Genomic DNA, 19,425 nt, shown 5'->3' with positions numbered 1-19,425 from the left:
CACGACGGATGTGAGCGGCGTCTGACGTTACCTCTTCATGGCTGTTCGGAGGCGTCGTCCATCGGCACGTCCGAGCCCTCCTCGAGAACGTCCTCGGCCGTGGTGGCCGTCAAGGAGCGATCGAACCAGGCGGTGAGCGTGTCGAGGTCGGTGCAGGTGGTGATGCGCTCGTGGACGCCGTCGGAGATCGTGAGCCCGCGTACCTGCAGTGCGCGCAGGATGTCCTCGGCCTTTCCCTCGGCCTTTCCCTCGGCCCTTCCCTCCAGGTATTTCTCCTCGAAGAGCGTTCCGTGCCCCGGGAAGTGGGTGACGACGTTCTGCATCAGCTTCCTCCAGTTCTCCTTGGCCGGAGTGGACTCCAGACCGACCTCCACCACCTCGAACCAGTACTTCGTGATGTCCGGCTCGAAGGACACGAGTCCGCGGGCGACCGTTTCCAGTATGGAGGCCGCCCTCCGGCCTTGGCTGTGAACGATGGCCGACAGTGCCGCCATGGCCGGCTGCTGGACCACCACTGACTCGTCGGTGACCTCCGGGACGGTCTGCGGGCCCAGGGCGAACGGGCGGGTGACCTGGGTGGTCCAGGGGCCCACGGTGCACTCGAAGGGGCCCATCGCCCAGGCCGCCGTCGAGCGGTCGCGGCAGACGGCGACCAGCAGGACGGGAAGGTCGTACTTGGCACGCAGGTAGGCGACGTAGTATGCCCAGCTCTTCGCCTTGTCCGGGTCCTTCTTCGTCTGGGCCTCCACAGCCAGGACGAAGTGCTCACCCATGTCGGGCTCGAACATGAGGACCGTGTCCGCGCGGCGCTCCATCGGACGGATCTCGGTGACGTCGGTGGAGAGCTCGTGGAAGTCCGTCTTCTCTGGCAGCGGCAGGCCCAGTGCTTCGAAGACGGGTGCGAGGGCTTCCGGGTGGTCCTGGAAGAGCCGGTGGGAGGCCTCGTGTGTCGCTGTGACCATGAGTGTGAGCCTGGCGCACTCATGGTTCATGCATCCGGCATATGTGCAGCATTCACCCGATCGGGTCAGCGGGCCACGAACTGGGCGAGGATGGCCTGGACCTCGTAGATCCAGATCTTCAGCTCGGCGTCGAGGTCGAAGTGGCCGGCGGTCTCGACGGCGAAGTGGCTGATGCTGCGGTACGGGATCGAGTGGTACTCGGTCTTCTTGCCGATGATGCCCTGCTTGCCGATCAGATGAGGTGTCGGCCGGCCGCCGTCTCATACGGACCGGGTGACCGAACTCCTGCCAGGGCAAGCAGGAACAGCCCGCCTGACATGTCGGTTCATGCGAAGCGCATGGCGTTGTTCTCCGGAGCCAGAAGCCGGCAGAAGTGGTCGACCAGCGGTTCCACGGTGCTCGGGTCGCGTGGCAGCACTCCGAGCTCGATGTTGTGGGACAGAGCCCGGTCGGTGAGGTTGGCGCTGCCCAGGAAGGCCGTGTGCCGGTCGGCGGCGATCAGTTTGGCATGCAGGACCCCCGTACCGCCCGCACGATGCCGGACACGTACCTTGCCGGGCCGCTGCGGGCGGCAGCCCGGCAGTGTGAGTGAGCCTAGGGTTCGAGCGGCAGCGATGTCTGTTCGGCTGCCGGTCCGAGGTACGTGTACTCCGTGGACCGCGCGATGCCCATGGAGTCCAGTTGCTGGCGGAAGCAGACCCGGAAGTGGACGTTGTCCCCGAGACCGGGACGCATGCGCAGCAGTTCCTCGGGCTCCTCGAAACGGACGTCGTAGGCGGGAGCGTTCTTGGCCGTGCCCGTCTTCACCTTCACGAGGCCGCTCTCCCGCAGCTCCGTGATGCGACCGGAGATGATGATCTCCTGATCGCGGTCCTTGGTCTCCCGGAGCCGTCTCACATAGTTCCGGCCCCGCTCGGTCAATCGTGCGCGACGCACGTGGCCCTCGGCGTCGTACCAGGTCACACCCAGATCCAGTGCGTACCGGTTCAGCGCCCGGGACACGGATTCGACCGCATCGAAGAGCCGCGCCCATTCGCGGACGTCGTGCTCCGACTCCAGGGCGTCGAGCAGCGTGGTGAGGGTTCCGAGGCCCGTGGAGGCGGCGGATGTGGCGGGGGCGTCCAGAGCCTCGGAGTCGGCGTCACCGGGGGCGGTGACCGGGCGGGCGTGCACCACGATGCTGCCCGCCGAGATCCCGGTGAGTTCCAGCTGGACCGGAGTGCCCGCGGCCACCGAGACCATGTGCTCGACGGGTTGCAGCAGCGCGTCGCCCCACTGGAAGCGGAGAGCCCCACCGTCGGTGTCCGGTCCGGTCAGTCGGAGCCGCAGCTCTTCGTCGAGCCGGGCGCCCGGAGCGTACTCCCGTGCCGCCGCCGGCCGGCTCGCGCGGTGGTCCGCCTCGATCTCCTCGTCGTCCCGGTCCTCGGTGCCCAACTGATCAAGGAGACGTGCGGCGCGCTCGGCCTCGGCCGGGTCGTCCCGAAGGAGCGCGCGCCTGCGCTCGCGCCAGCTGTCGCCGGTCACAGCAGAACGGTCGTCGTTGATTTCAGTGCCCCAGGTAGGTGATCTGGACGATGTAGACACGCTCGCTGCGTACGACGACCTGGTATCTGAACATGCCGCCGGGGACGATGACGTCGCCCCCTTTCGGGTCGATGCCCTCGTGGGCCCGGCCGTGAATGTGGACGGCTTCGGCGGCTCTGACCAGCTCGTCCGCCTTCCTCTTCACACCGGCGAGGAAGTCGGCGGGTGCGGTGCGGGCGGTTTCCTCCGCACCGAAGGCGTACTCCCACTTCCAGCTCAACCGCGCACTGCTTTCATGGCTTCGTCCAGGACGGCGCTCAGCTCCCGCAGAGCCTCCTCGGCGATGGCGGGATTTTCGTGCTCCAGCCTGCTCTGTGCCTGTGTGAAGCGGGAGGACAGAGCAGGGCGCCGGGCGATCTCGATGTCTCGGGCCCAGGTGAGGACCCAGCTCCGCACGGGGCTCAGGGACTGCCACTCCACGGCTTTGGTGAAGGCGTCGTCCTTTGTGGCCTGCATCTCGTCCAGGCGCCCCGGGTCGACCACGGCGAGAGCCGTGCGCAGGGCGTCAGGGGTCTGTTCGGGACGCGGGATCAGCTCGTGCCCGTGATCGGCCTGAGTACTCATGGTGTCCTCCACAGGGTGCCCTGGCCAGAGTATCCGGACGGGGCCGTGGAGGAGCCGGACCGGGAACCGGGCAGGCCGCGAGCGGCCTGTCACGGTCGGCTCTGTTCAACGAGGGACGGCTCGTCGGTTCCGGTGTCGGGGACACCGGAACCGACACCCGCTGAGGCGCAGCCCTGGCAGTGGTGGGGGTCGGGGCCGCGGTACGCGTGGTCGCAGGTGTCGCAGTTGCGCAGGGGGTACCGGACGGGCGCGGGCGGTTCGGGGGCGCGGAACGGCGGGAGGGGCGGCAGTTTGGCCGTCAGGCGGTGGGCCAGGAAGGCGGCGGGCCGGACCAGGGGCTCCAGGGGCAGGTCGCCGGCCAGGGCCCTGCGTACGGCGGCGGGGGTCAGGTCCCGTTCCAGCCAGGCGGCGACGCCGGGGGCGAGGTGCTCGGCGTCGGTGGCGGAGAGCAGCAGGCGGGGGTCCTCGCGGCGCAGGCCGGTGAGGACGTCGGTGGCTGCCTGGAGGAGGTCCGGGGAGGTGTACCCGGGCTTCGGTACGGCGGGGAGGGCGCGGCGGCGTGCGGGTTCCTGCTGCGGGGCGGTGGCCGCGCGGCGGGCCGGGGGTTCGGGCGCCTCGCCCGTTTCGGACGGGGCGTCGCGTCGGCCGGGCTGGTTGCAGGAGACGGTGCGAGTGACGATCCGGCCGGTCGGGGTGCGTTCGCGGATACGGCGCAGGTAGCCATGCGTCTCCAGCTTGCGCAGGGCGTCGGCGATCCGGGTCGTGCCCTCCGGGAAGCGGGCGGCCAGGGACTTGATGCCGACGGGGGCGCCGGTGGGGAGGGACTGGATGTGGCAGCCCAGTCCGATCGCCAGCAGGGAGAGGTCCGGGTGCTGGGCGAGGTGGTTGCCGATCACCGTGAAGCGGGTGGCGTGGCGGGAGTTGTCGTGGGTGACGCCGCCGGGGTGCCCCTTCGCGCGGGCGCGGCGAGAGGGGTGGTTTTTCCCGTCGTTACGGGACTGGGCGTGCGGGGGCACGCTAGTGTTTTGGGTGTCCATCGGGAAGCTCTCTTCTTCCTTGGTGGTCAGGCCCTCGCATCGGGTGCAAGCCGAGCGGGGGCCGTCGTGTGTCTGGGGTTGTTGTGCCGTGCTGCGCTGAGCGTAGGGCAGACAACCCGTCGCATATCCAGCTCAGTCGGTGATGTTCACTCGCGAGAGTGAGCGTGCGCCGTGGGCGGGAGGGGTGGGGCTTGGTGGGGGTTCTTTCCCTCTCGTGGTCCTTGGAAAAGACGGCCGACGGCACCGGAACACACGCGCTCGGGTTCCGGTGCCTGAGCCGTTTCCGCTGGTCAGGGGTGCGGTAGATCGAGTTCTGCCCATACGGTCTTGCGGGGGACCGGTCCGAGCCGCACGCCCCAGCGGTCGGCGAGCGCCTCGGCGAGGAGCAGGCCGCGTCCGGACTCGGCGTCGGGGGCGGGCACGCGGCGGCTCGGGAGGTCGTCACCGCGGGTGTCCGTGACCTCGATGCGGAGGGTCGCGTCGCGGTCCAGGAGTGCGAGGCGGAAGTCGCGTCCGGCGAGCCGGCCGTGGGTGGCCGCGTTCGCGGCGAGTTCGGCGACGAGGTGTTCGGCGGCCTCGGCGGTGGGGTGGGGCAGGTCCCGGTCGCGCATCCAGTCCGTGGCGAGCAGCCGGGCGAGGCGGGCGCCTCGGGGTGTGGGTGACAGGAGCACGCTGAAGTGGTCGGTGGCCGACACGAGTTGGGTGGACTTTTCGCTGTTCACCTCACCGAGAGTGGCCGGACGTGCTTACTGTGAACAGTGACAGTATCGACACGTAGGGTGACTGTCGGGGCTTGTCGGCCGCTGTCCGGACCGTCGGAAACCGGCCTGCCGGCAAGGGCGTTACGGCACGGCGGTACGGCAGAGGGGTGCGGTATGTCGGTGGACGGCGAGGCGGTACGGCTCCGGACCGAGGCGGACGAACCGGGGTGGGAGGTGGACCCGGACGACGAGTGGGGCGTGGCCGTTCTCGCCACGGTGGGTCGGCAGTTGAGGCTGCGGCGGGAGGCCGTGGGGATGCGGGTCGCCGACTTCGCGGCGGCGGTCGGGTACGGGGACGACCTCGTCCACAAGGTTGAGGGCGGCAAGCGGATCCCCCGACAGGAGTACCTGGACAGGGCCGACGAGGTGCTGGACGCGGGCGGACTCATCGCGGCGGCCTGGGAGGACGTGAAGAAGGTCCGGTATCCGAAAACAGTTCGGGAGCTGGCCAAGCTGGAGGCCCAGGCGGTAGAGATCGGCATCTACGAGAGCAACGGCATCAACGGACTTCTGCAGGTCCCCGGCCACGCACGCGCCCTGTTCGAAGCCATGCAGCCTCCCTACTCCCCGGATGAGGTGGAGCGGATGGTGGCCGCACGCGCGGCTCGTTCGTCGATCTACGAGCGGTCACCCGCGCCCGCGCTCAGCTTCGTCCTGGAAGAGGCGGCCCTGCGCCGTCCGATCGGGGGCACAATGGTGTTGCGCCAGCAGCTCGAACGTCTGTTGGAGGTGGGTCGGCTGCACAACGTTGTTCTTCAGGTGATGCCGCTGAACTGCGAGACGCACTCCGGCATGGACGGCAAGATCGAGCTGCTGAAGTTCGCAGACGGATCGGCAGTGGGCCGCTCGGACGGCGCGTTCAACGGTCGGCCGACTTCGGAACCCAAACACCTGCGCGTTCTTGAGCTGCGGTATGGCACCATCCGGGCTCAGGCTCTCTCGCCACGGGAGTCGCTGGCCTTCGTCGGACAACTGCTGGGGGAGACATGATCCGCAAGACCGCTGCCGGGGACGCCTCCGAGCTGGCGTGGTTCAAGAGCAGTTACAGCAGCGGCAACGACGGCAACTCCTGCGTCGAGTTTGCTCTCACCCCCGGCACCGTGCACGTCCGCGACTCCAAGAGCGTCGACGGCCCCCGCCTGGTGCTCACGCCCGGCGCGTGGGCCGACTTCGTGGCACACGCGTCGGGAAGCTGACCCTTCGACTGCGCATCGCCCCGTGGGATGTTGTTGGTCGATCCGGGGCTGTGCGTGACGTCGGTTTCCGAGACCCGGTTGTGGTCGTGGTGGGGGCGGTGGGCTTCGTCCGGGTCAGCGGGTCACGAACTGGGTGAGGATGGCCTGGACCTCGTAGATGTCGACGCCCTTGGTGAAGGTCTTCTGGACGGGGGTCGGGGAGCCCGAGAGCCAGATCTTCAGTTCGGCGTCGAGGTCGAAGTGGCCGGCGGTCTCGACGGCGAAGTGGCTGATGCTGCGGTACGGGATCGAGTGGTACTCGGTCTTCTTGCCGGTGATGCCCTGCTTGTCGATCAGGATCAGCCGGCGGTCGGTGAAGAGGATGGTGTCGCGGATCAGCAGGTAGGCGGCGTGCACCTGTTCGCCGTGGCCCAGGAGACGGGCGTAGTCCTGCTGCGCCGATGCCGGGTCGATGCTGTGTGCGTTGCCGAACAGTGCCATGAGTGCTCCCCCTGAGTGGCGTGGTCGTACCGCGACGCTAACGGACGCGTCAGGGCCCGGGAACCTTTGTTCCCGGGCCCTGACGTCGGTGGTGCGCGGTCGTTACGCGGACTCCGGCTCGCCGCCGAAGCGCTCCTTGTACGCCTCCAGGTCCTCGTCCGTCAGCTTGGCGAAGAGGACCGGCGGGACGGTGAAGGGGGTGCCGGCGGGGAGCGACGTGAGCGTACGGGCCTCCTCGGCGGTGACCCAGGTCGCCGTGTCGTCGGTGAGGGAGAACGTCCGGCGCATCGCGGCCGCGGCCGTCGGGATGAACGGTTCCGACACCACCGCGTACAGGCGGATCAGGTTCATCGCCGTGCGCAGGGTGAGGGCGGCGGCGTCCTGGTCGGTCTTGATCTCCAGCCAGGGGGCCTTCTCCTCCAGGTAGGAGTTGCCCGCGGACCACAGGGCGCGCAGCGCGGCCGCCGACTTGCGGAACTGCTTGGCCTCCATCTGGGACTCGTACTCCGCGAGGAGCCCGGCGATCTCCTCGCCGAGCCGGGTCTCCGCCTCGCCGGGCTCGCCGCCCGCCGGGACCGCCTCGCCGAAGCGCTTCTTCGAGAAGGACAGGACGCGGTTGACGAAGTTGCCGAGGGTGTCGGCCAGGTCCTTGTTCACCGTGGCGGTGAAGTGCTCCCAGGTGAAGGACGAGTCGTCCGACTCGGGCGCGTTGGCGATGAGGAAGTACCGCCAGTAGTCCGCCGGGAGGATGTCCAGCGCCTGGTCGGTGAAGACGCCCCGCTTCTGGGAGGTGGAGAACTTGCCGCCGTAGTACGTCAGCCAGTTGAAGGCCTTGACGTAGTCGACCTTCTTCCACGGCTCGCGGACTCCCAGCTGGGTGGCCGGGAACATCACCGTGTGGAAGGGGACGTTGTCCTTCGCCATGAACTCCGTGTAACGGACGGTGTCGTCCACCTCGTACCACCAGGACTTCCAGTCCCGGGTCTCGCCCTCGGGAGCGGAGTCCGCCCACTCCTTCGTCGCGGCGATGTACTCGATCGGGGCGTCGAACCAGACGTAGAAGACCTTGCCCTCGGCCGCCAGCTCCGGCCAGGTGTCGGCCGGCACCGGGACGCCCCAGTCCAGGTCACGGGTGATCGAACGGTCGTGCAGGCCCTCGGTCAGCCACTTGCGGGCGATGGAGGCCGCCAGGTGGGGCCACTCCTCCTCGTGCCGGGCGACCCACTCCTCGACCTCGTGCTGGAGCTTCGACTGGAGGAGGAAGAGGTGCTTGGTCTCGCGGACCTCCAGGTCCGTGGAACCGGAGATCGCCGAACGCGGGTCGAGCAGGTCGGTCGGGTCGAGTACGCGCGTGCAGTTCTCGCACTGGTCGCCGCGGGCCTTGTCGTAGCCGCAGTGGGGGCAGGTGCCCTCCACGTAGCGGTCCGGGAGGAAGCGGCCGTCGGCCGGGCTGTAGACCTGCCGGATCGAGCGTTCCTCGATGAAACCGTTCTCGTTCAGGCGGCGGGCGAAGTGCTGGGTGATCTCGACGTTCTGCGGTGACGAACTGCGGCCGAAGTGGTCGAAGGCGAGGTCGAAGCCGTCGTAGACCGCCTTCTGCGCGTCGTGCGCCTGCGCGCAGAACGTGTCGACCGGGAGGCCCTGCTCCTTCGCCGCCAGTTCGGCGGGGGTGCCGTGCTCGTCGGTCGCGCAGATGTACAGGACCTCGTGGCCGCGCTGGCGCAGGTAACGGGAGTAGACGTCCGCCGGGAGCATGGACCCCACCATGTTGCCCAGGTGCTTGATCCCGTTGATGTACGGAAGGGCGCTGGTGATGAGGTGTCGAGCCATCGGAGGCTGCTCCCAGGTTGAAACGTACGGAATCTCCAAATCGTAGCCGACACGGGTGCGCCGCCCGCTTCTCGTTCTACGTGCTGAGAAGCGGGCGGCGCGGGACGTGCTGGGGGTGCCCCCCGTGGGGCTACGGGCGCCAGGACTCCAGGACGGCCTCGTAGAGCTCCTTGTCGGTGAGTTCCAGGGGGGACGGGCCGGCGAGGAAGTGGGCGGTGTTCGGTGTCTTGAGCTTGCGGAGGTAGTCGAAGGCCTTGTTCTCCGGGTCACCGAAGGCGACGAAGGAGAAGAAGACCGCGGGGTGGGTCTTCGCCGCCTCGGTGAGGGCCTGGGTGGCGGGGGTCTTCGCGTCGGGGGCGCCGTCCGTCTGGAAGACCACCAGGGCGGGGGTGCCCGCGGGGGCGGCCTTGTCGTGCAGGGCGAGGACCTCGGCCACGGCCGCGTGGTAGCTGGTCCGGCCCATGCGGCCGAGGGAGGCGTGCAGGGTGTCGATCTTGTTCTCGTGGTCGGTGAGGGTGAGCTCGCCGGTGCCGTCGACCTCGGTCGAGAAGAAGACGACCTTGACCGTGGTGGCCTCGGGGTCGGCGGTGAGGTGGGCGGCGAGGGCGAGGGTCTGCTCGGCGAGGGCCTGTGCGGAGCCGTCCTTGTAGTACGGGCGCATGGACGCGGAGCGGTCGAGTACGAGGTAGACGGCGGCGCGGGTGCCGGTGAGGTTGTGCTCCGCGAGGGTGGCGGCGGCGGTGGTGTGGGCGGTGGTGAGTGCCTGCGGCAGCGAGGGGGTGGTGGTCGGCTCGGCCTCGGCTTCGCCTTCGGCCTCGGTGGGGTTCCCACCCGCACCACCCGTGCGGCTTTCGTTGTCGGGTGCGGGTGGCCCCTGCGGGGTGTCCTCGCCACCGGCGGGTGCGGGTGCGGGTGCGGTCTCAGGCTCCGGTTCCGGCTGTGCTTCCGGGGCGGCAGCCGTCATCGGCTTCGGCTCGGGCTCCGCCTCCGCCTCCGCCTCCGGCTCGGCTACGGCCTTGGGCTCTGCTGCGGCCTCGGGCTTCGGCTCGGGCTCGGGGGCCGCCGAGGGCTCGGGGGTCTCGGGCGAGTTTTCTGCCTCGGCCGCGACCTCAGGCTTCGCTTCCGGCTCGGGTGCGACCTCGGTCCGGGGCTCGAGTACGGGCTTGGCCTCGGGCTCGAGTACGGATTCGACCTCGGCCTTCGCCTCCACCTCGGCCTCCACCTCGGGCTCGGCATCCGCCTCCGCCTCCGCCTCGGGGGTGACCTCAGCTTCGGGTGCGGGCTCAGACTTGGCCTCGGGCTTCGCCTCAGGCTCGGCCTCGGCTTCGGGCTCGGGATCCGCCTTGGCTTCGGGGGTGGCCTCAGTTTCGGAGGGGACCTCAGTTTCGGAGGGGACCTCGGCTTCGGGGGTGGCCTCGGGCTCAGGCTTGGCCTCGGGCTTCGCCTCAGGCTCGGCCTCGGCTTCGGGCTCGGGATCCGCCTTGGCTTCGGGGGTGGCCTCAGCTTCGGAGGGGACCTCGGCTTCGGGGGTGGTCTCAGGTTCGGCCTTGACCTCGGTCTCGGCCTTCGCCTCGGGCTCGGGTGCGACCTCGGGCTCGGCTGCCTTGGGCTCCGGGGTGGTGGGGGTCGGGGGCGTTGCGTTGTCGAAGGCCGCCGAGACGAGGTCGTGTTCGTCGGAACGGGGTTCCGGGACGGAGACCTCGGCCGTCGGCGTCGGCGTCGGCGTGGGTGTCGGTTCGGGGGAGGGGGACGGAAGCCTCGGGGCCGCCGGTGCGGCCGCGGCGGGCTCGTCGGTCCGGTCGGGCGGCGTCGGGGTGGCCGCGGTCGCCTCGTCCGCACGGGCGGATTGTTCCGCACCGTCCGTTTCGGCGACCGGCGTCGCACCCTCCGCCTCTGCGGTGTTCGCCCTGCGTGACCGACCGAACGCGTTCCGCAGGAGAGTGAGAATGCCCATGTGCGCAACCCTTCGCGTGAGTTGTAGCCCGTCAATCCCTGGCCAGGACGGACACGTAAGGTTAGCGGCCCTTGTGGGCGATCTTGGGTAGGGTCGGGTATCGGGCGCCGCACTTGTCAAGGCCGTTATCCGGCCCGCGCGCGCCGACGCGCCGTGCTTTCGGCAACTCCCTTCATGCTTCCGCAGGTTCACTCTCCGTTCACCCCGGCGCCCGGCTGCCGCACGTATGTGCTCCTACGGTCACGCTGACACCCCGGGTTTCCAAGGAGAGAAAACGTGCGCAAGCTGCTGCCGTTGATCGGAACGCCGTCCGGTTCGCACCCCGGCGGCCGGTCCGCCATGACCTGTCGTTTCCGGTGTGGTGACGCCTGCTTCCACGAGGTGCCCAACACCAGCTCCAACGAGTACGTCGGTGACGTGATCTCCGACGCCCTCAGCCGCCGTTCGATGATGCGGGCCGCCGCCGCCGTCACGGTCGTCGCGGCCGGTGCCGGCGCCGTCAACCTCGCCGGTGCCCCCGAGGCCCAGGCGGTGCCCGCGGCGGGGAAGGGCCACGGCCACGGCAACAACAAGGCGCAGGGTGCCCGCGGTCTGCGGTTCACGCCGGTCGCGCCCAACACCGCCGACGCCGTCACCGTGCCGGAGGGCTACCGCCAGAACGTCGTCGTCCGCTGGGGCGAGCCCATCCTGCGCGGAGCGCCCGCCTTCGACCCCGAGAACCAGACCGCCGCCGCGCAGGCCGGGCAGTTCGGGTACAACGTCGACTTCCTCGCGCTGCTCCCCCTCAAGGGCGAGCGTGGCCGGCAGGTGCTCGTGGCCAACCACGAGTACACCGACGAGATCCTCATGTTCCGCGACTACGACTCCGAGAACCCCACCCGTGAGCAGGTGGAGATCGCCTGGGCCGCGCACGGGCTCGCGGCGGTCGTCGTCGAGGAGGACAAGAAGAGCGGCAAGCTGACGCCCGTCACCCGGCACCACCTCAACCGGCGTCTCACGGTCACCTCCGAGTTCCGCCTGACCGGCCCCGTTGCCGGGTCCGACCTGGTGAAGACCTCCGCCGACCCGACCGGCCGCAAGGTGCTCGGCACCCTCAACAACTGCGCCGGCGGCACGACCCCGTGGGGCACCACGCTGCACGCCGAGGAGAACTTCAACCAGTACTTCGCCAACGGCAGCAGCGCCACCGACAAGCGCTACGGGGTCGGCACCGGTGCCTCCGGCCGCAAGTGGGAGCGCTTCGATCAGCGCTTCGACCTCGCGCGGGAGCCCAACGAGGTGCACCGCTTCGGGTACGTCGTCGAACTCGACCCGTACGACCCGGACTCCACCCCGCGCAAGCGCACCGCGCTCGGCCGGTTCAAGCACGAGGCCGCGACCGTGCGGCTGACGCACGACGGGCGTCCGGTCATCTACTCCGGTGACGACGAGCGGTTCGACTACATCTACAAGTTCGTCGGCAGCAAGCGGATGAGGCACGGCAACAGCCGGGCCGCGCGCGAGCACAACCTCACGCTGCTCGACGAGGGCACCCTGTACGTCGCCAAGCTGACCGGTGACTCGCCGGCCCTCGAGATCGACGGCACCGGCAAGCTCCCGAAGGACGGCGAGTTCGACGGCAGCGGTCAGTGGATCCCGCTGGCCACCGCCACCGCCCGCGGTGCCGTCTCGCACGTCGAGGGCATGACCGCCGAGGAGGTCTTCGTCTTCACGCGCCTCGCCGGCGACAAGGTGGGCGCCACCAAGATGGACCGGCCCGAGGACGTCGAGCCCAACCCGGTCACCGGCAAGGTCTACGTCGCCCTGACCAACAACTCCCACCGCGGTGTCGGCTCGAACCCCAAGGCGGACGAGGCCAACCCCCGCAACGCGAACAAGCACGGCCACATCCTGGAGCTGACCGAGCGCTGGAACCGGCCGGAGAGCACGAAGTTCGCCTGGTCGCTGTTCCTGGTGGCGGGCGACCCGCAGGACCCGGCGACGTACTTCGCCGGTTTCCCCAAGGACTCCGTCAGCCCCATCTCCTGCCCGGACAACGTCGCCTTCGACGACCACGGCAACCTGTGGATCTCCACCGACGGTGCCGCCCTTGGCTCGCACGACGGGCTCTTCGGTGTCGCCACGCGCGGAGAGCGGCGCGGTGAGCTGAAGCAGTTCCTGACCGTGCCGAGGGGCGCGGAGACCTGCGGCCCGATCATCCAGGACCGGCGGGTGCTGGTCGCCGTGCAGCACCCGGGCGAGGTGGACGGGGCGTCGGTCGACAATCCGGGCAGCACCTGGCCCGACGGACCCGGCACGTACGTCCGGCCGTCCGTGGTCGCCGTGTGGCGTGCCGACGGGCAGGACATCGGCGTCTGACGCCTGCGCCTGAGTCGACGCCGGCATCGGCGGAGACCGAGTCGGCGGCTGCCGATACGCACACGGACGGGGTGCGGGCTCCCGAGGGGGCCCGCACCCCGTCCGTCTCCGGGTGCGGTGCGGTGCGGCGCGGGCCGGGCCCGGGTCAGCCGCCGCGGTGCAGGGTCAGGTCGACGACCAGCGCGCGGTGGTCGGTGTCGGCGAGGTCGAGGAAGCGGGCCCGGTCCGCGGCGAACCGCTCGGACACCAGCACGTGGTCGATCTGGGCGCCGAACCTCGGAGTGGTCCTGGCCGGCCAGGTCGGGATCCGGTACGAGCCGTCCAGCCGGGCGGCGTCGCTGAGGCCGGTGTCGAGGATGCGCCGGAAGGCGGCGTGGTCCTGGGAGGCGTTGAAGTCCCCGGCGAGCACCGTCGGGGTCGTCCGGTCCGCGGCGGCCGCGTCGCGCAGCCTGCCGAGCTCGCGCTGCCAGAGGTCCACCTGGCCGGGGAGCGGCGGCATGGGGTGGGCGAGCTGGAGCCGTACCGCGTGTCCGTCGACGTCGGCGACGGCGCCGGGCATGCCCATGGTGCCGGGGACGCCGTCGGTGCCCCGGAGCGGGAAGCGGCTGAGGATGACGGAGCCCTCGGAGCCGCCGCCCGCCACGGCCCGCCGGTGCGGATAGGCGGCCGCCAGCTCCCGCTTCAGCACCGCGTCGCAGGTGTACTCGCACTCCTGGACGAACACCAGGTCGGGTTTCTCCCGGAGCACGGCGTCGACCAGCCCTTCGGCGGCCCGGCCGAACTCGACGTTGGAGGTCATGACCCGCAGCTCGGCGACGGGGGGCCCGGCGGGCGCGCCGGTCTTCCCGTACGGCTCGACGAACCAGGCCAGCAGCCCGAGCAGGGCGACGCCCCACACCGCGCCGGTCCACCACCGGGCGAGCACCGTGCACAGCAGCCCGGCGGCGGTGGGCACCAGCAGCCAGGGCAGGAACGCGAGCAGCTGGGGCACCGGGGTGACGCCGTCGGTGCCGAGGGTCCGGCAGCCGACGACGGCGCTCACCCCGGCGAAGAGCAGCGCCGCACACCACGCGCCGAACCGTCGCCCGCCGCCGCGGTGTCCGGCGTCGTGGCGTCCGGCGTCGTCCTGGGTGGCCGCCCACTCGGCAGTCGCAGTGTCCAACGTCCGGCCTTCCGCTCGCGGGTGGGATGCACCGGGATACACGGAGATCCTCCCTCAAGGACGAGGGCGCACGGCGGGAGGTTGCGGTGATCCGCGCTCGGGCCCGCGCCCGGCGCGGGCGACGGCCAGGACGCGAGCGTGCCGCGGGGTGCGAGCAGGCACGCCGGGGCGACGGGCGCCACCGGCGGGGCGTCGCGCAGGCGTGCGGGGGTCGGCTCGTGGCGGGGCGGTTCGGCGGCGGGAGGCATCTCCCCGGCCGAGGTGCCGGGGCCGGACAGGTGAACGTGGGGCGGGTATCCGGAGTGCCGGGATGCCTGAGGCTCCCGGATCACCCGGATCACCCGGATCGCCCGCCCCGCGTTCACCTGCCCGGCGCCCACGACGCCGGACCGGCGGCCGCCGTGAAGAAGCCGGCATCCGCAGCGGAGGAGCCGGCGGCCGCCGCGAAGGAGGCCGCGGGGGCGGACGAGGAGGCCGTGTCACTCGATGCGGTGGCCCTTCGCGTCCTCGTGCGTGTAGTAGCGGTAGAACAGGAACGCGAAGACGGCCGCCGCGGTCGCCAGCCCCAACACCGTCGACCGCAGCACGCTGGTGTGGGACTGGTTGACGAGGAAGCCGATCGCGATGCCGGAGAAGGCGGCCCACAGCACCGCGTGCACTTCGCGGCGCAGCTTCGGCGCGATGTTCAGCAGGGCCGCGCACAGGACGGCGAACACCAGCGCGGTGAGGAACCCGAACAGGAGGTTCCAGCCGGTGATGGGCCCGCCGTAGCGGGCGTTGGCCGCCGCCCAGTAGCCGTAGACGAGCCCGAGGACGACGGGCACCGCCAGCTTGGCGACGCTGTGGGTCCGGTCGCTGAAGACGCGGATCGTGCCGGGCCGCCTGCTCACGGTCCTGGGTCTGGGTGCCGCATGAGCCATGAGAGCGCTCCTCCCTCTCGGCTTCCCCTGAACGGGTTTCTCCTCGCTTGCTCCTCCAGAGCACACCGGTACGGGGCCGTCGGCAAGTCGGCGTACCGACCGGATGCGTGCCGTGCGGCCGCGTGCTTCGCTGGGGCGGTGCGTCAGGGCAGCAAGGGAGACGACCGGTACTCCCGGGCCGGTCGCGGGGACGCCCTGCACCGGTACGAACTGCTGCGGGTACGAGGACGCAGTGTCGCCTGGGTGCCGCCGCTCCTGCTGCTGGTCGTCATCGCGGCGGTCGATTACCACACCGGCGGAGTGTTCCGGATCATCTCCTGGATCGTGCTGGTGCCGGGCATCGCCGCCGCGATCTGCGGGGTGTGGGGCACGGCCGTGTTCGCGGTGCTCGCGATCGGCACCTTCTGGGTCGTCGACAGCGTCTGGCTGCACGAGTTCCAGACGGGGCTGCCCGATTTCATCCTCGTCACCGTCGGCGGTGTCCTGGCGACACTGGCGTGCGCGGTCCGGGTGCGCGGTGAGCGGCGCGCGCTGTACATGCGGGACGTGGCCGACACGGTCCGCCGCACGGTGCTGCGCCCCCTGCCGCCGTTCTGGGGCGGCCTGGAGCACGCGGGCGTCTACCTCAGCGCGGAGGCCCGCGCCCGGGTCGGCGGTGACTTCTACGACATCCAGCCGGGTCCGTACGGCACCCGGGTCCTCTTCGGGGACGTCCAGGGCAAGGGGCTGGGCGCGGTCGAGACGGCGTTGGTACTGCTCGGCACGTTCCGTGAGGCGGCCCCCCACGAGCCGGAGCTGGCGGCCGTCGCCGAGCGCCTGGAGCAGCGGATGCTGCGGCACCGGGACTACGTCAGGGCCCTCGGCCGGACCGATGCCGACCGCTTCGCCACCGCCGTGCTGCTGGGCTTTCCCGTGGCTCCCTCCGACACGGTGGAGGTCGTCGTCTTCGGCCACGAACCGCCGCTGGCCGTGAGGCCCGGCAGCGTCCGCTCGCTGTCCGTGACCGGTGGTCTTCCGCTGGGTCTGCGCGAGCTGGACCCCGCCCCGGTGCGCGTGCACCGGCTGTCGCTGGCCGCCGACGAGACGCTGCTGGTGGTCACCGACGGGGTGACCGAGGCGCGGGACGCCCACGGGGCGTTCTACCGGCTCGCCGAGGAGGTGGCGCGGGCGGTCACGCGGGATCCGGGCCTCGCCGAACCGGACCGGCTGGCTGCCTTCGTGCGAGAAGGGACGCTCCGGCACAGTGGCGGCCGGCTGTCCGACGACACGACCGTCTTCGCCGTCCGCCGGATCCGCGCGCCCGAGGGCGAACGCCCCGAAGGGGGACGTTCACGGATCTGAGCCCCCCGACGGGAACCACAGCGGTTACGGTGCTGGTCTGGGTGATCGACGGGCCGGTCGACAGGCCGGTCGACAGGTCGGTCGACGGGCCGATCGACCGGGTGCTCGACAGAGGGAGGGAACCGTGTCAGGAACCACGCCCGGGACCGTGCTGCTGCTGGCGGCCTCGCCGCTGGGGCGGGGGCGGCTGGTGGACGCGGCGTCGGTGCTCCCCGTCCTCGCGGCCGTACCGCCCGCCGTGCTGTCCGGCACGGACACCGCGAACGTCGTCGAACTCGCCGACCCGCTCGAGCCGCAGGCCGTCCTGACCCGGCTGCGTGCCGCCGCGACCGCTCCCGGACCGCTCACCGTGTACGTCACCGGGCAGTTGCTGCTCGACCGCCGCCAGCGCCTGCCCCATCTTGCGCTGGCCCGCACCACCGCGTCGACCGCGCGCTACACGGCGTTCCCGTGGCACTGGTTCCGGGAGGAGCTGCGGCTGCGGCCGCCGGGCGCCACGACGTTGATCCTCGACCTGTACGCGGACCCGGAGAGCTGGCAGGCACTGTGCTCCCCGCGGACGCCCCGGCTGCTGCCCCGCCAGCAGCCCGTCCCGCAGACCCCGGCGCCGGTCCCGGCGCCGCTCGTGCTGGACTCCGGCCGCGACACCGCCTTGTACGGCCGTGTCGCGCCGCCGTCCTCCCGCCGTACGGTCGCGGTGCCGGCGTACATGAAGGCGGTCGCGACGCTGCTGCGCAGCGGACGGCGCCCGTCGAACGAGGAACTGCACCGGCAGGCGCTGACCCGGGTCGCCGCGGAGAGCGAGCACCCCGGTCTCGTACTGGCCCGGCGCGGCTCCGGGCCCGCCCCGGGGGACCCGCACGCGGCCATCACGGCGGCCGTGCGGTCCGGCCGTCACGCGGACGCCGACGCGCTCGCCGCGCGGCACGAGCACAGTGCCGTCCTCGCGTACGGGCCCGCCTCCGAGGAGGCGCTGCACTGGGCCGAGGTCCGTGCCGATCTGGCGATGCTGGCCGGGGACGCGGTGCTCAGCTGCCGTACCTGGCTGACGGTGGCCGCCGCACGGCTGAACACCGGCCAGGCGGTGGACGCCTCCGTCGTCGAGACGGCCGTGGACCGGGCGCACCACCAGTGGGGCCGGATCGCAGACCCGGCACGGGCCCGTGAACTCGGCCCGCTGCTGGCGGAGTTGCGTGCCCGCGTGCCCGGACGGCAGCAGGGGGCCCTGGACCACGTACGGCGGCAGCTCAGCCAGTTGCAGACACAGAGCTGAGGAGCCTCCGGGGCTCGAGCCGCCGGACAGGCCCTAGCGGACCGAGGCCTCCACCGGGGCCGTGGTGTGCTGCTCCGAGTCCTCGGCGTGGGTGTCCTTGGCCGGGCCCGCGTTGGCTGCCAGGACCAGTGCGGCGACCGCGGCGACGGCCGCGACGAAGCCTCTGGCGTAACGCCTGGTGGTGCGAATGCGTTCCAGCACGACGACCTCGCAACAGCAACGGGTTAAGCGGGTTTAATCCGGCGTTTAACCTAGAGGGTGTCAGTCTCGAACAGCAATAGGCACAGGGGGAGTTGGCAGTGGGGGAGCGTGACGATCCGGACACCATCGGGCGCCGGGTGCAGCGGCTGCGCGTGCAGTGCGGGCTGACCCAGAAACAGCTGGCCGAGCCGGTGTACACCCCTGCTTACGTCTCCACGCTGGAGGCCGGGCGGGTGCGGCCCTCCGACGACGCCCTGCGGCATCTCGCCGACCGGCTCGGAGTCACGTTCGACGAGCTGGCGACCGGGCGTTCGGCGCGACTCGTCACCGAGTTACGGCTCCGGCTGACCGAGGCCCAGCGCTCCCTCGCCCTCGGCGAGGCCGCGACGGCGGTGCGGCAGTACTCCGGGCTGCTCGCCGAGGCCGAGGAGCAGGACCTCGCCGAGGAGCAGGCCGCCGCGCTGCTCGGGCTCGGCGAGTGCGCACTGGACACCGGTGAACTGGAGCCCGGACGCGAGTACTTCGAACGGGCGGAGAAACGTCTCGCCGACGCCCCGCTGCAGGCCCGGGTGCCGGCGCTGCGCGGCCGGGCCGTCGCGCACTACCTCGCGGGCGAACTCCGGTACGCGGTCTACCTGCTGGAGTCCACCATCGACGAGCTGAACCGGTCCGGGCTGCACGACCCGGACGCGCTGCTGCTGCTCTACGCCAGCGCGATCGGCCCGTACATGGACATGGGCGCACACGCGCGTGCCGCCCAGGCGGCGGAGCTCGCACTGGCGCTCGCCCCGCAGGCCGGCGACCCGGCACTGGTGGCGCGCATGCACCGGTCGGTCGCCCGCACCCTGCTCGCCGAGGGCCGGATCACCGAGGCCGACGCCTCGCTGGCCAAGGCGGCCGAGCTGTACCGCGGGCTGCACCTGCGTACGGAGCTCGCCAACTGCCACTGGATGCGCGGGTACGTGTACGCGCAGAACGGCGAACTCGATCTGGCGGAAGGCGAGTTGCGTCGGGCTTTGGAGATGCTGTCGGCCACCCGTGCCGTCCTCTACAGCAGTCAGGTCACCGTGGAGCTGGCCGACGTACTGCACCGGCGCGGGAGTTCGCGGGAGGCGGCCGGCCTGCTGCGGGACGTGCTCGGCGGCCTCTCCCCCGAACGGGGCGCGGTGCACGCGGCGGCGGCGCACCGGCTGCTCGGCATCATCGCCGAGGACGTGCGCGACACCGAGCAGGCCGAGGAGCACTACGTCCGCGCGATGAGCCTGCTGGAGCGGGCGGGTGCGGCCGGTGACCTGGCCGACCTGTGCCGCCTCCTCGGCGACCTGCTCCGCCGCACCGGCCGCGTCGAGGCCGCCCTGGACGCCTACCGCACCGGTCTCGGCCACCGCACGGCCCCGGGCACCACGACCCTGGGGCCGGCCCCGGCCCAGCCCCCGGTCTGAGCAGGGGCGCCGAGGGCGAAACCCTCCGGGTGAGTGCCGCTCCGGTTGCCTAGGATGCCGGAATGGACGCAGTCGCCTTCCTCATCGTGTTCCTCGGCATCATGACCATCAAGTTCGAGATCTCCCGGGCCGACCGCCGTGCCGCCCGTCTCGAGCGCAAGCTCGACCTGGTGCTCGAGCACCTGGACCTGCACGAGGAGGTTCCGCGCCGGGACGAGATCGTCGCGCTCGTGCGGGAGGGCAAGAGGATCCAGGCGGTCAAGACCTACCGCGAGGTCACCGGAGCGGGCCTGGCCGAGGCCAAGGAGGCCGTGGACCGCCTGGGCTGAGTGGTACCGGGTGGGCGGCACCGGCGAGCGG

Annotated in this window: 20 protein-coding genes and 1 pseudogene; 7 read left to right on the top strand and 14 right to left on the bottom strand. The window is 71.2% G+C overall.

Features of this window, described 5'->3' with window-relative positions; translation table 11 throughout:
• Nucleotides 1–35: 35 nt before the first annotated feature.
• From PYS65_RS17705 to PYS65_RS17670, 8 genes and pseudogenes are all read right to left on the bottom strand, one after another.
• Nucleotides 36–962, bottom strand: a complete 927-nt coding sequence (locus PYS65_RS17705) for an RpnC/YadD family protein (RefSeq protein ID WP_279334918.1) — start codon at nucleotides 960–962, stop codon at nucleotides 36–38.
• Nucleotides 963–1,027: 65 nt separating this feature from the next.
• A pseudogene (locus PYS65_RS17700) lies at nucleotides 1,028–1,198 on the bottom strand (PH domain-containing protein); the annotation flags it as partial.
• An 89-nt stretch (nucleotides 1,199–1,287) separates the two neighbouring features.
• Nucleotides 1,288–1,545, bottom strand: coding sequence for a phospholipase D-like domain-containing protein (locus PYS65_RS17695; RefSeq protein WP_279337981.1), 258 nt, complete (start codon nucleotides 1,543–1,545; stop codon nucleotides 1,288–1,290).
• 11 nt (nucleotides 1,546–1,556) lie between these two features.
• Nucleotides 1,557–2,486 (bottom strand): hypothetical protein, encoded by a 930-nt coding sequence (locus PYS65_RS17690; protein WP_279334917.1) that lies wholly within the window; start codon nucleotides 2,484–2,486, stop codon nucleotides 1,557–1,559.
• A gap of 22 nt (nucleotides 2,487–2,508) precedes the next feature.
• Nucleotides 2,509–2,766: a hypothetical protein gene (locus PYS65_RS17685; protein WP_279334916.1), complete on the bottom strand. Its 258-nt coding sequence runs from the start codon at nucleotides 2,764–2,766 to the stop codon at nucleotides 2,509–2,511.
• Nucleotides 2,763–3,110 (bottom strand): hypothetical protein, encoded by a 348-nt coding sequence (locus PYS65_RS17680; RefSeq protein ID WP_279334915.1) that lies wholly within the window; start codon nucleotides 3,108–3,110, stop codon nucleotides 2,763–2,765. Before PYS65_RS17680 ends, PYS65_RS17685 begins: the two co-directional genes overlap by 4 nt.
• 89 nt (nucleotides 3,111–3,199) lie before the next feature.
• Nucleotides 3,200–4,147: a helix-turn-helix domain-containing protein gene (locus PYS65_RS17675; RefSeq protein WP_279334914.1), complete on the bottom strand. Its 948-nt coding sequence runs from the start codon at nucleotides 4,145–4,147 to the stop codon at nucleotides 3,200–3,202.
• A gap of 290 nt (nucleotides 4,148–4,437) precedes the next feature.
• Nucleotides 4,438–4,869, bottom strand: coding sequence for an ATP-binding protein (locus PYS65_RS17670; RefSeq protein ID WP_279334913.1), 432 nt, complete (start codon nucleotides 4,867–4,869; stop codon nucleotides 4,438–4,440).
• A gap of 153 nt (nucleotides 4,870–5,022) precedes the next feature.
• Here PYS65_RS17670 and PYS65_RS17665 point away from each other — a divergent pair, with 153 nt between their 5' ends.
• Both PYS65_RS17665 and PYS65_RS17660 read left to right on the top strand, forming a co-directional pair.
• A complete protein-coding gene (locus PYS65_RS17665; RefSeq protein ID WP_279334912.1) occupies nucleotides 5,023–5,898 on the top strand; it encodes a helix-turn-helix domain-containing protein in 876 nt (291 codons plus the stop codon).
• Entirely contained in the window at nucleotides 5,895–6,104 is a 210-nt protein-coding gene (locus PYS65_RS17660; RefSeq protein ID WP_279334911.1) for a DUF397 domain-containing protein, read from the top strand. Before PYS65_RS17665 ends, PYS65_RS17660 begins: the two co-directional genes overlap by 4 nt.
• A gap of 114 nt (nucleotides 6,105–6,218) precedes the next feature.
• On the opposite strand, the gene PYS65_RS17655 is transcribed toward PYS65_RS17660, so the two are convergent.
• The 3 genes from PYS65_RS17655 to PYS65_RS17645 all read right to left on the bottom strand — a co-directional run bounded on the left by PYS65_RS17655 (nucleotide 6,219) and on the right by PYS65_RS17645 (nucleotide 10,368).
• Nucleotides 6,219–6,584, bottom strand: coding sequence for a PH domain-containing protein (locus PYS65_RS17655; RefSeq protein ID WP_279334910.1), 366 nt, complete (start codon nucleotides 6,582–6,584; stop codon nucleotides 6,219–6,221).
• A gap of 102 nt (nucleotides 6,585–6,686) precedes the next feature.
• Entirely contained in the window at nucleotides 6,687–8,414 is a 1,728-nt protein-coding gene (metG, locus tag PYS65_RS17650) for a methionine--tRNA ligase (protein ID WP_279334909.1), read from the bottom strand.
• Between the two features lie 130 nt (nucleotides 8,415–8,544).
• Nucleotides 8,545–10,368, bottom strand: coding sequence for a VWA domain-containing protein (locus PYS65_RS17645; protein WP_279334908.1), 1,824 nt, complete (start codon nucleotides 10,366–10,368; stop codon nucleotides 8,545–8,547).
• 276 nt (nucleotides 10,369–10,644) lie between these two features.
• Between PYS65_RS17645 and PYS65_RS17640 the strand changes: the two genes are divergently transcribed.
• Nucleotides 10,645–12,726, top strand: a complete 2,082-nt coding sequence (locus tag PYS65_RS17640; protein WP_279334907.1) for a PhoX family protein — start codon at nucleotides 10,645–10,647, stop codon at nucleotides 12,724–12,726.
• A 145-nt stretch (nucleotides 12,727–12,871) separates the two neighbouring features.
• Here the strand turns inward: PYS65_RS17640 and PYS65_RS17635 are convergent, their stop codons facing one another.
• Together PYS65_RS17635 and PYS65_RS17630 are read right to left on the bottom strand one after the other, a co-directional pair.
• A complete protein-coding gene (locus tag PYS65_RS17635; RefSeq protein WP_279334906.1) occupies nucleotides 12,872–13,888 on the bottom strand; it encodes an endonuclease/exonuclease/phosphatase family protein in 1,017 nt (338 codons plus the stop codon).
• A gap of 479 nt (nucleotides 13,889–14,367) precedes the next feature.
• A complete protein-coding gene (locus tag PYS65_RS17630; RefSeq protein WP_279334905.1) occupies nucleotides 14,368–14,808 on the bottom strand; it encodes a hypothetical protein in 441 nt (146 codons plus the stop codon).
• A 138-nt stretch (nucleotides 14,809–14,946) separates the two neighbouring features.
• Here PYS65_RS17630 and PYS65_RS17625 point away from each other — a divergent pair, with 138 nt between their 5' ends.
• The gene (locus tag PYS65_RS17625; protein ID WP_279334904.1) at nucleotides 14,947–16,149 is read left to right on the top strand and encodes a PP2C family protein-serine/threonine phosphatase; all 1,203 of its coding nucleotides are present in this window, start codon (nucleotides 14,947–14,949) and stop codon (nucleotides 16,147–16,149) included.
• 124 nt (nucleotides 16,150–16,273) lie between these two features.
• Nucleotides 16,274–17,422 (top strand): hypothetical protein, encoded by a 1,149-nt coding sequence (locus PYS65_RS17620; RefSeq protein ID WP_279334903.1) that lies wholly within the window; start codon nucleotides 16,274–16,276, stop codon nucleotides 17,420–17,422.
• A gap of 33 nt (nucleotides 17,423–17,455) precedes the next feature.
• Here the strand turns inward: PYS65_RS17620 and PYS65_RS17615 are convergent, their stop codons facing one another.
• The gene (locus PYS65_RS17615; protein WP_279334902.1) at nucleotides 17,456–17,623 is read right to left on the bottom strand and encodes a hypothetical protein; all 168 of its coding nucleotides are present in this window, start codon (nucleotides 17,621–17,623) and stop codon (nucleotides 17,456–17,458) included.
• A 98-nt stretch (nucleotides 17,624–17,721) separates the two neighbouring features.
• Between PYS65_RS17615 and PYS65_RS17610 the strand changes: the two genes are divergently transcribed.
• Both PYS65_RS17610 and PYS65_RS17605 read left to right on the top strand, forming a co-directional pair.
• Nucleotides 17,722–19,065 (top strand): helix-turn-helix domain-containing protein, encoded by a 1,344-nt coding sequence (locus PYS65_RS17610; protein WP_279334901.1) that lies wholly within the window; start codon nucleotides 17,722–17,724, stop codon nucleotides 19,063–19,065.
• Nucleotides 19,066–19,127: 62 nt separating this feature from the next.
• Entirely contained in the window at nucleotides 19,128–19,394 is a 267-nt protein-coding gene (locus PYS65_RS17605; RefSeq protein WP_279334900.1) for a ribosomal protein L7/L12, read from the top strand.
• Nucleotides 19,395–19,425 lie beyond the last annotated feature (31 nt).

This window comes from Streptomyces cathayae (genome assembly GCF_029760955.1).
GTDB lineage: Bacteria > Actinomycetota > Actinomycetes > Streptomycetales > Streptomycetaceae > Streptomyces > Streptomyces cathayae.
Note: the sequence above shows the minus strand (reverse complement) of the source record. Positions and strands in the feature narration are given on the sequence as shown.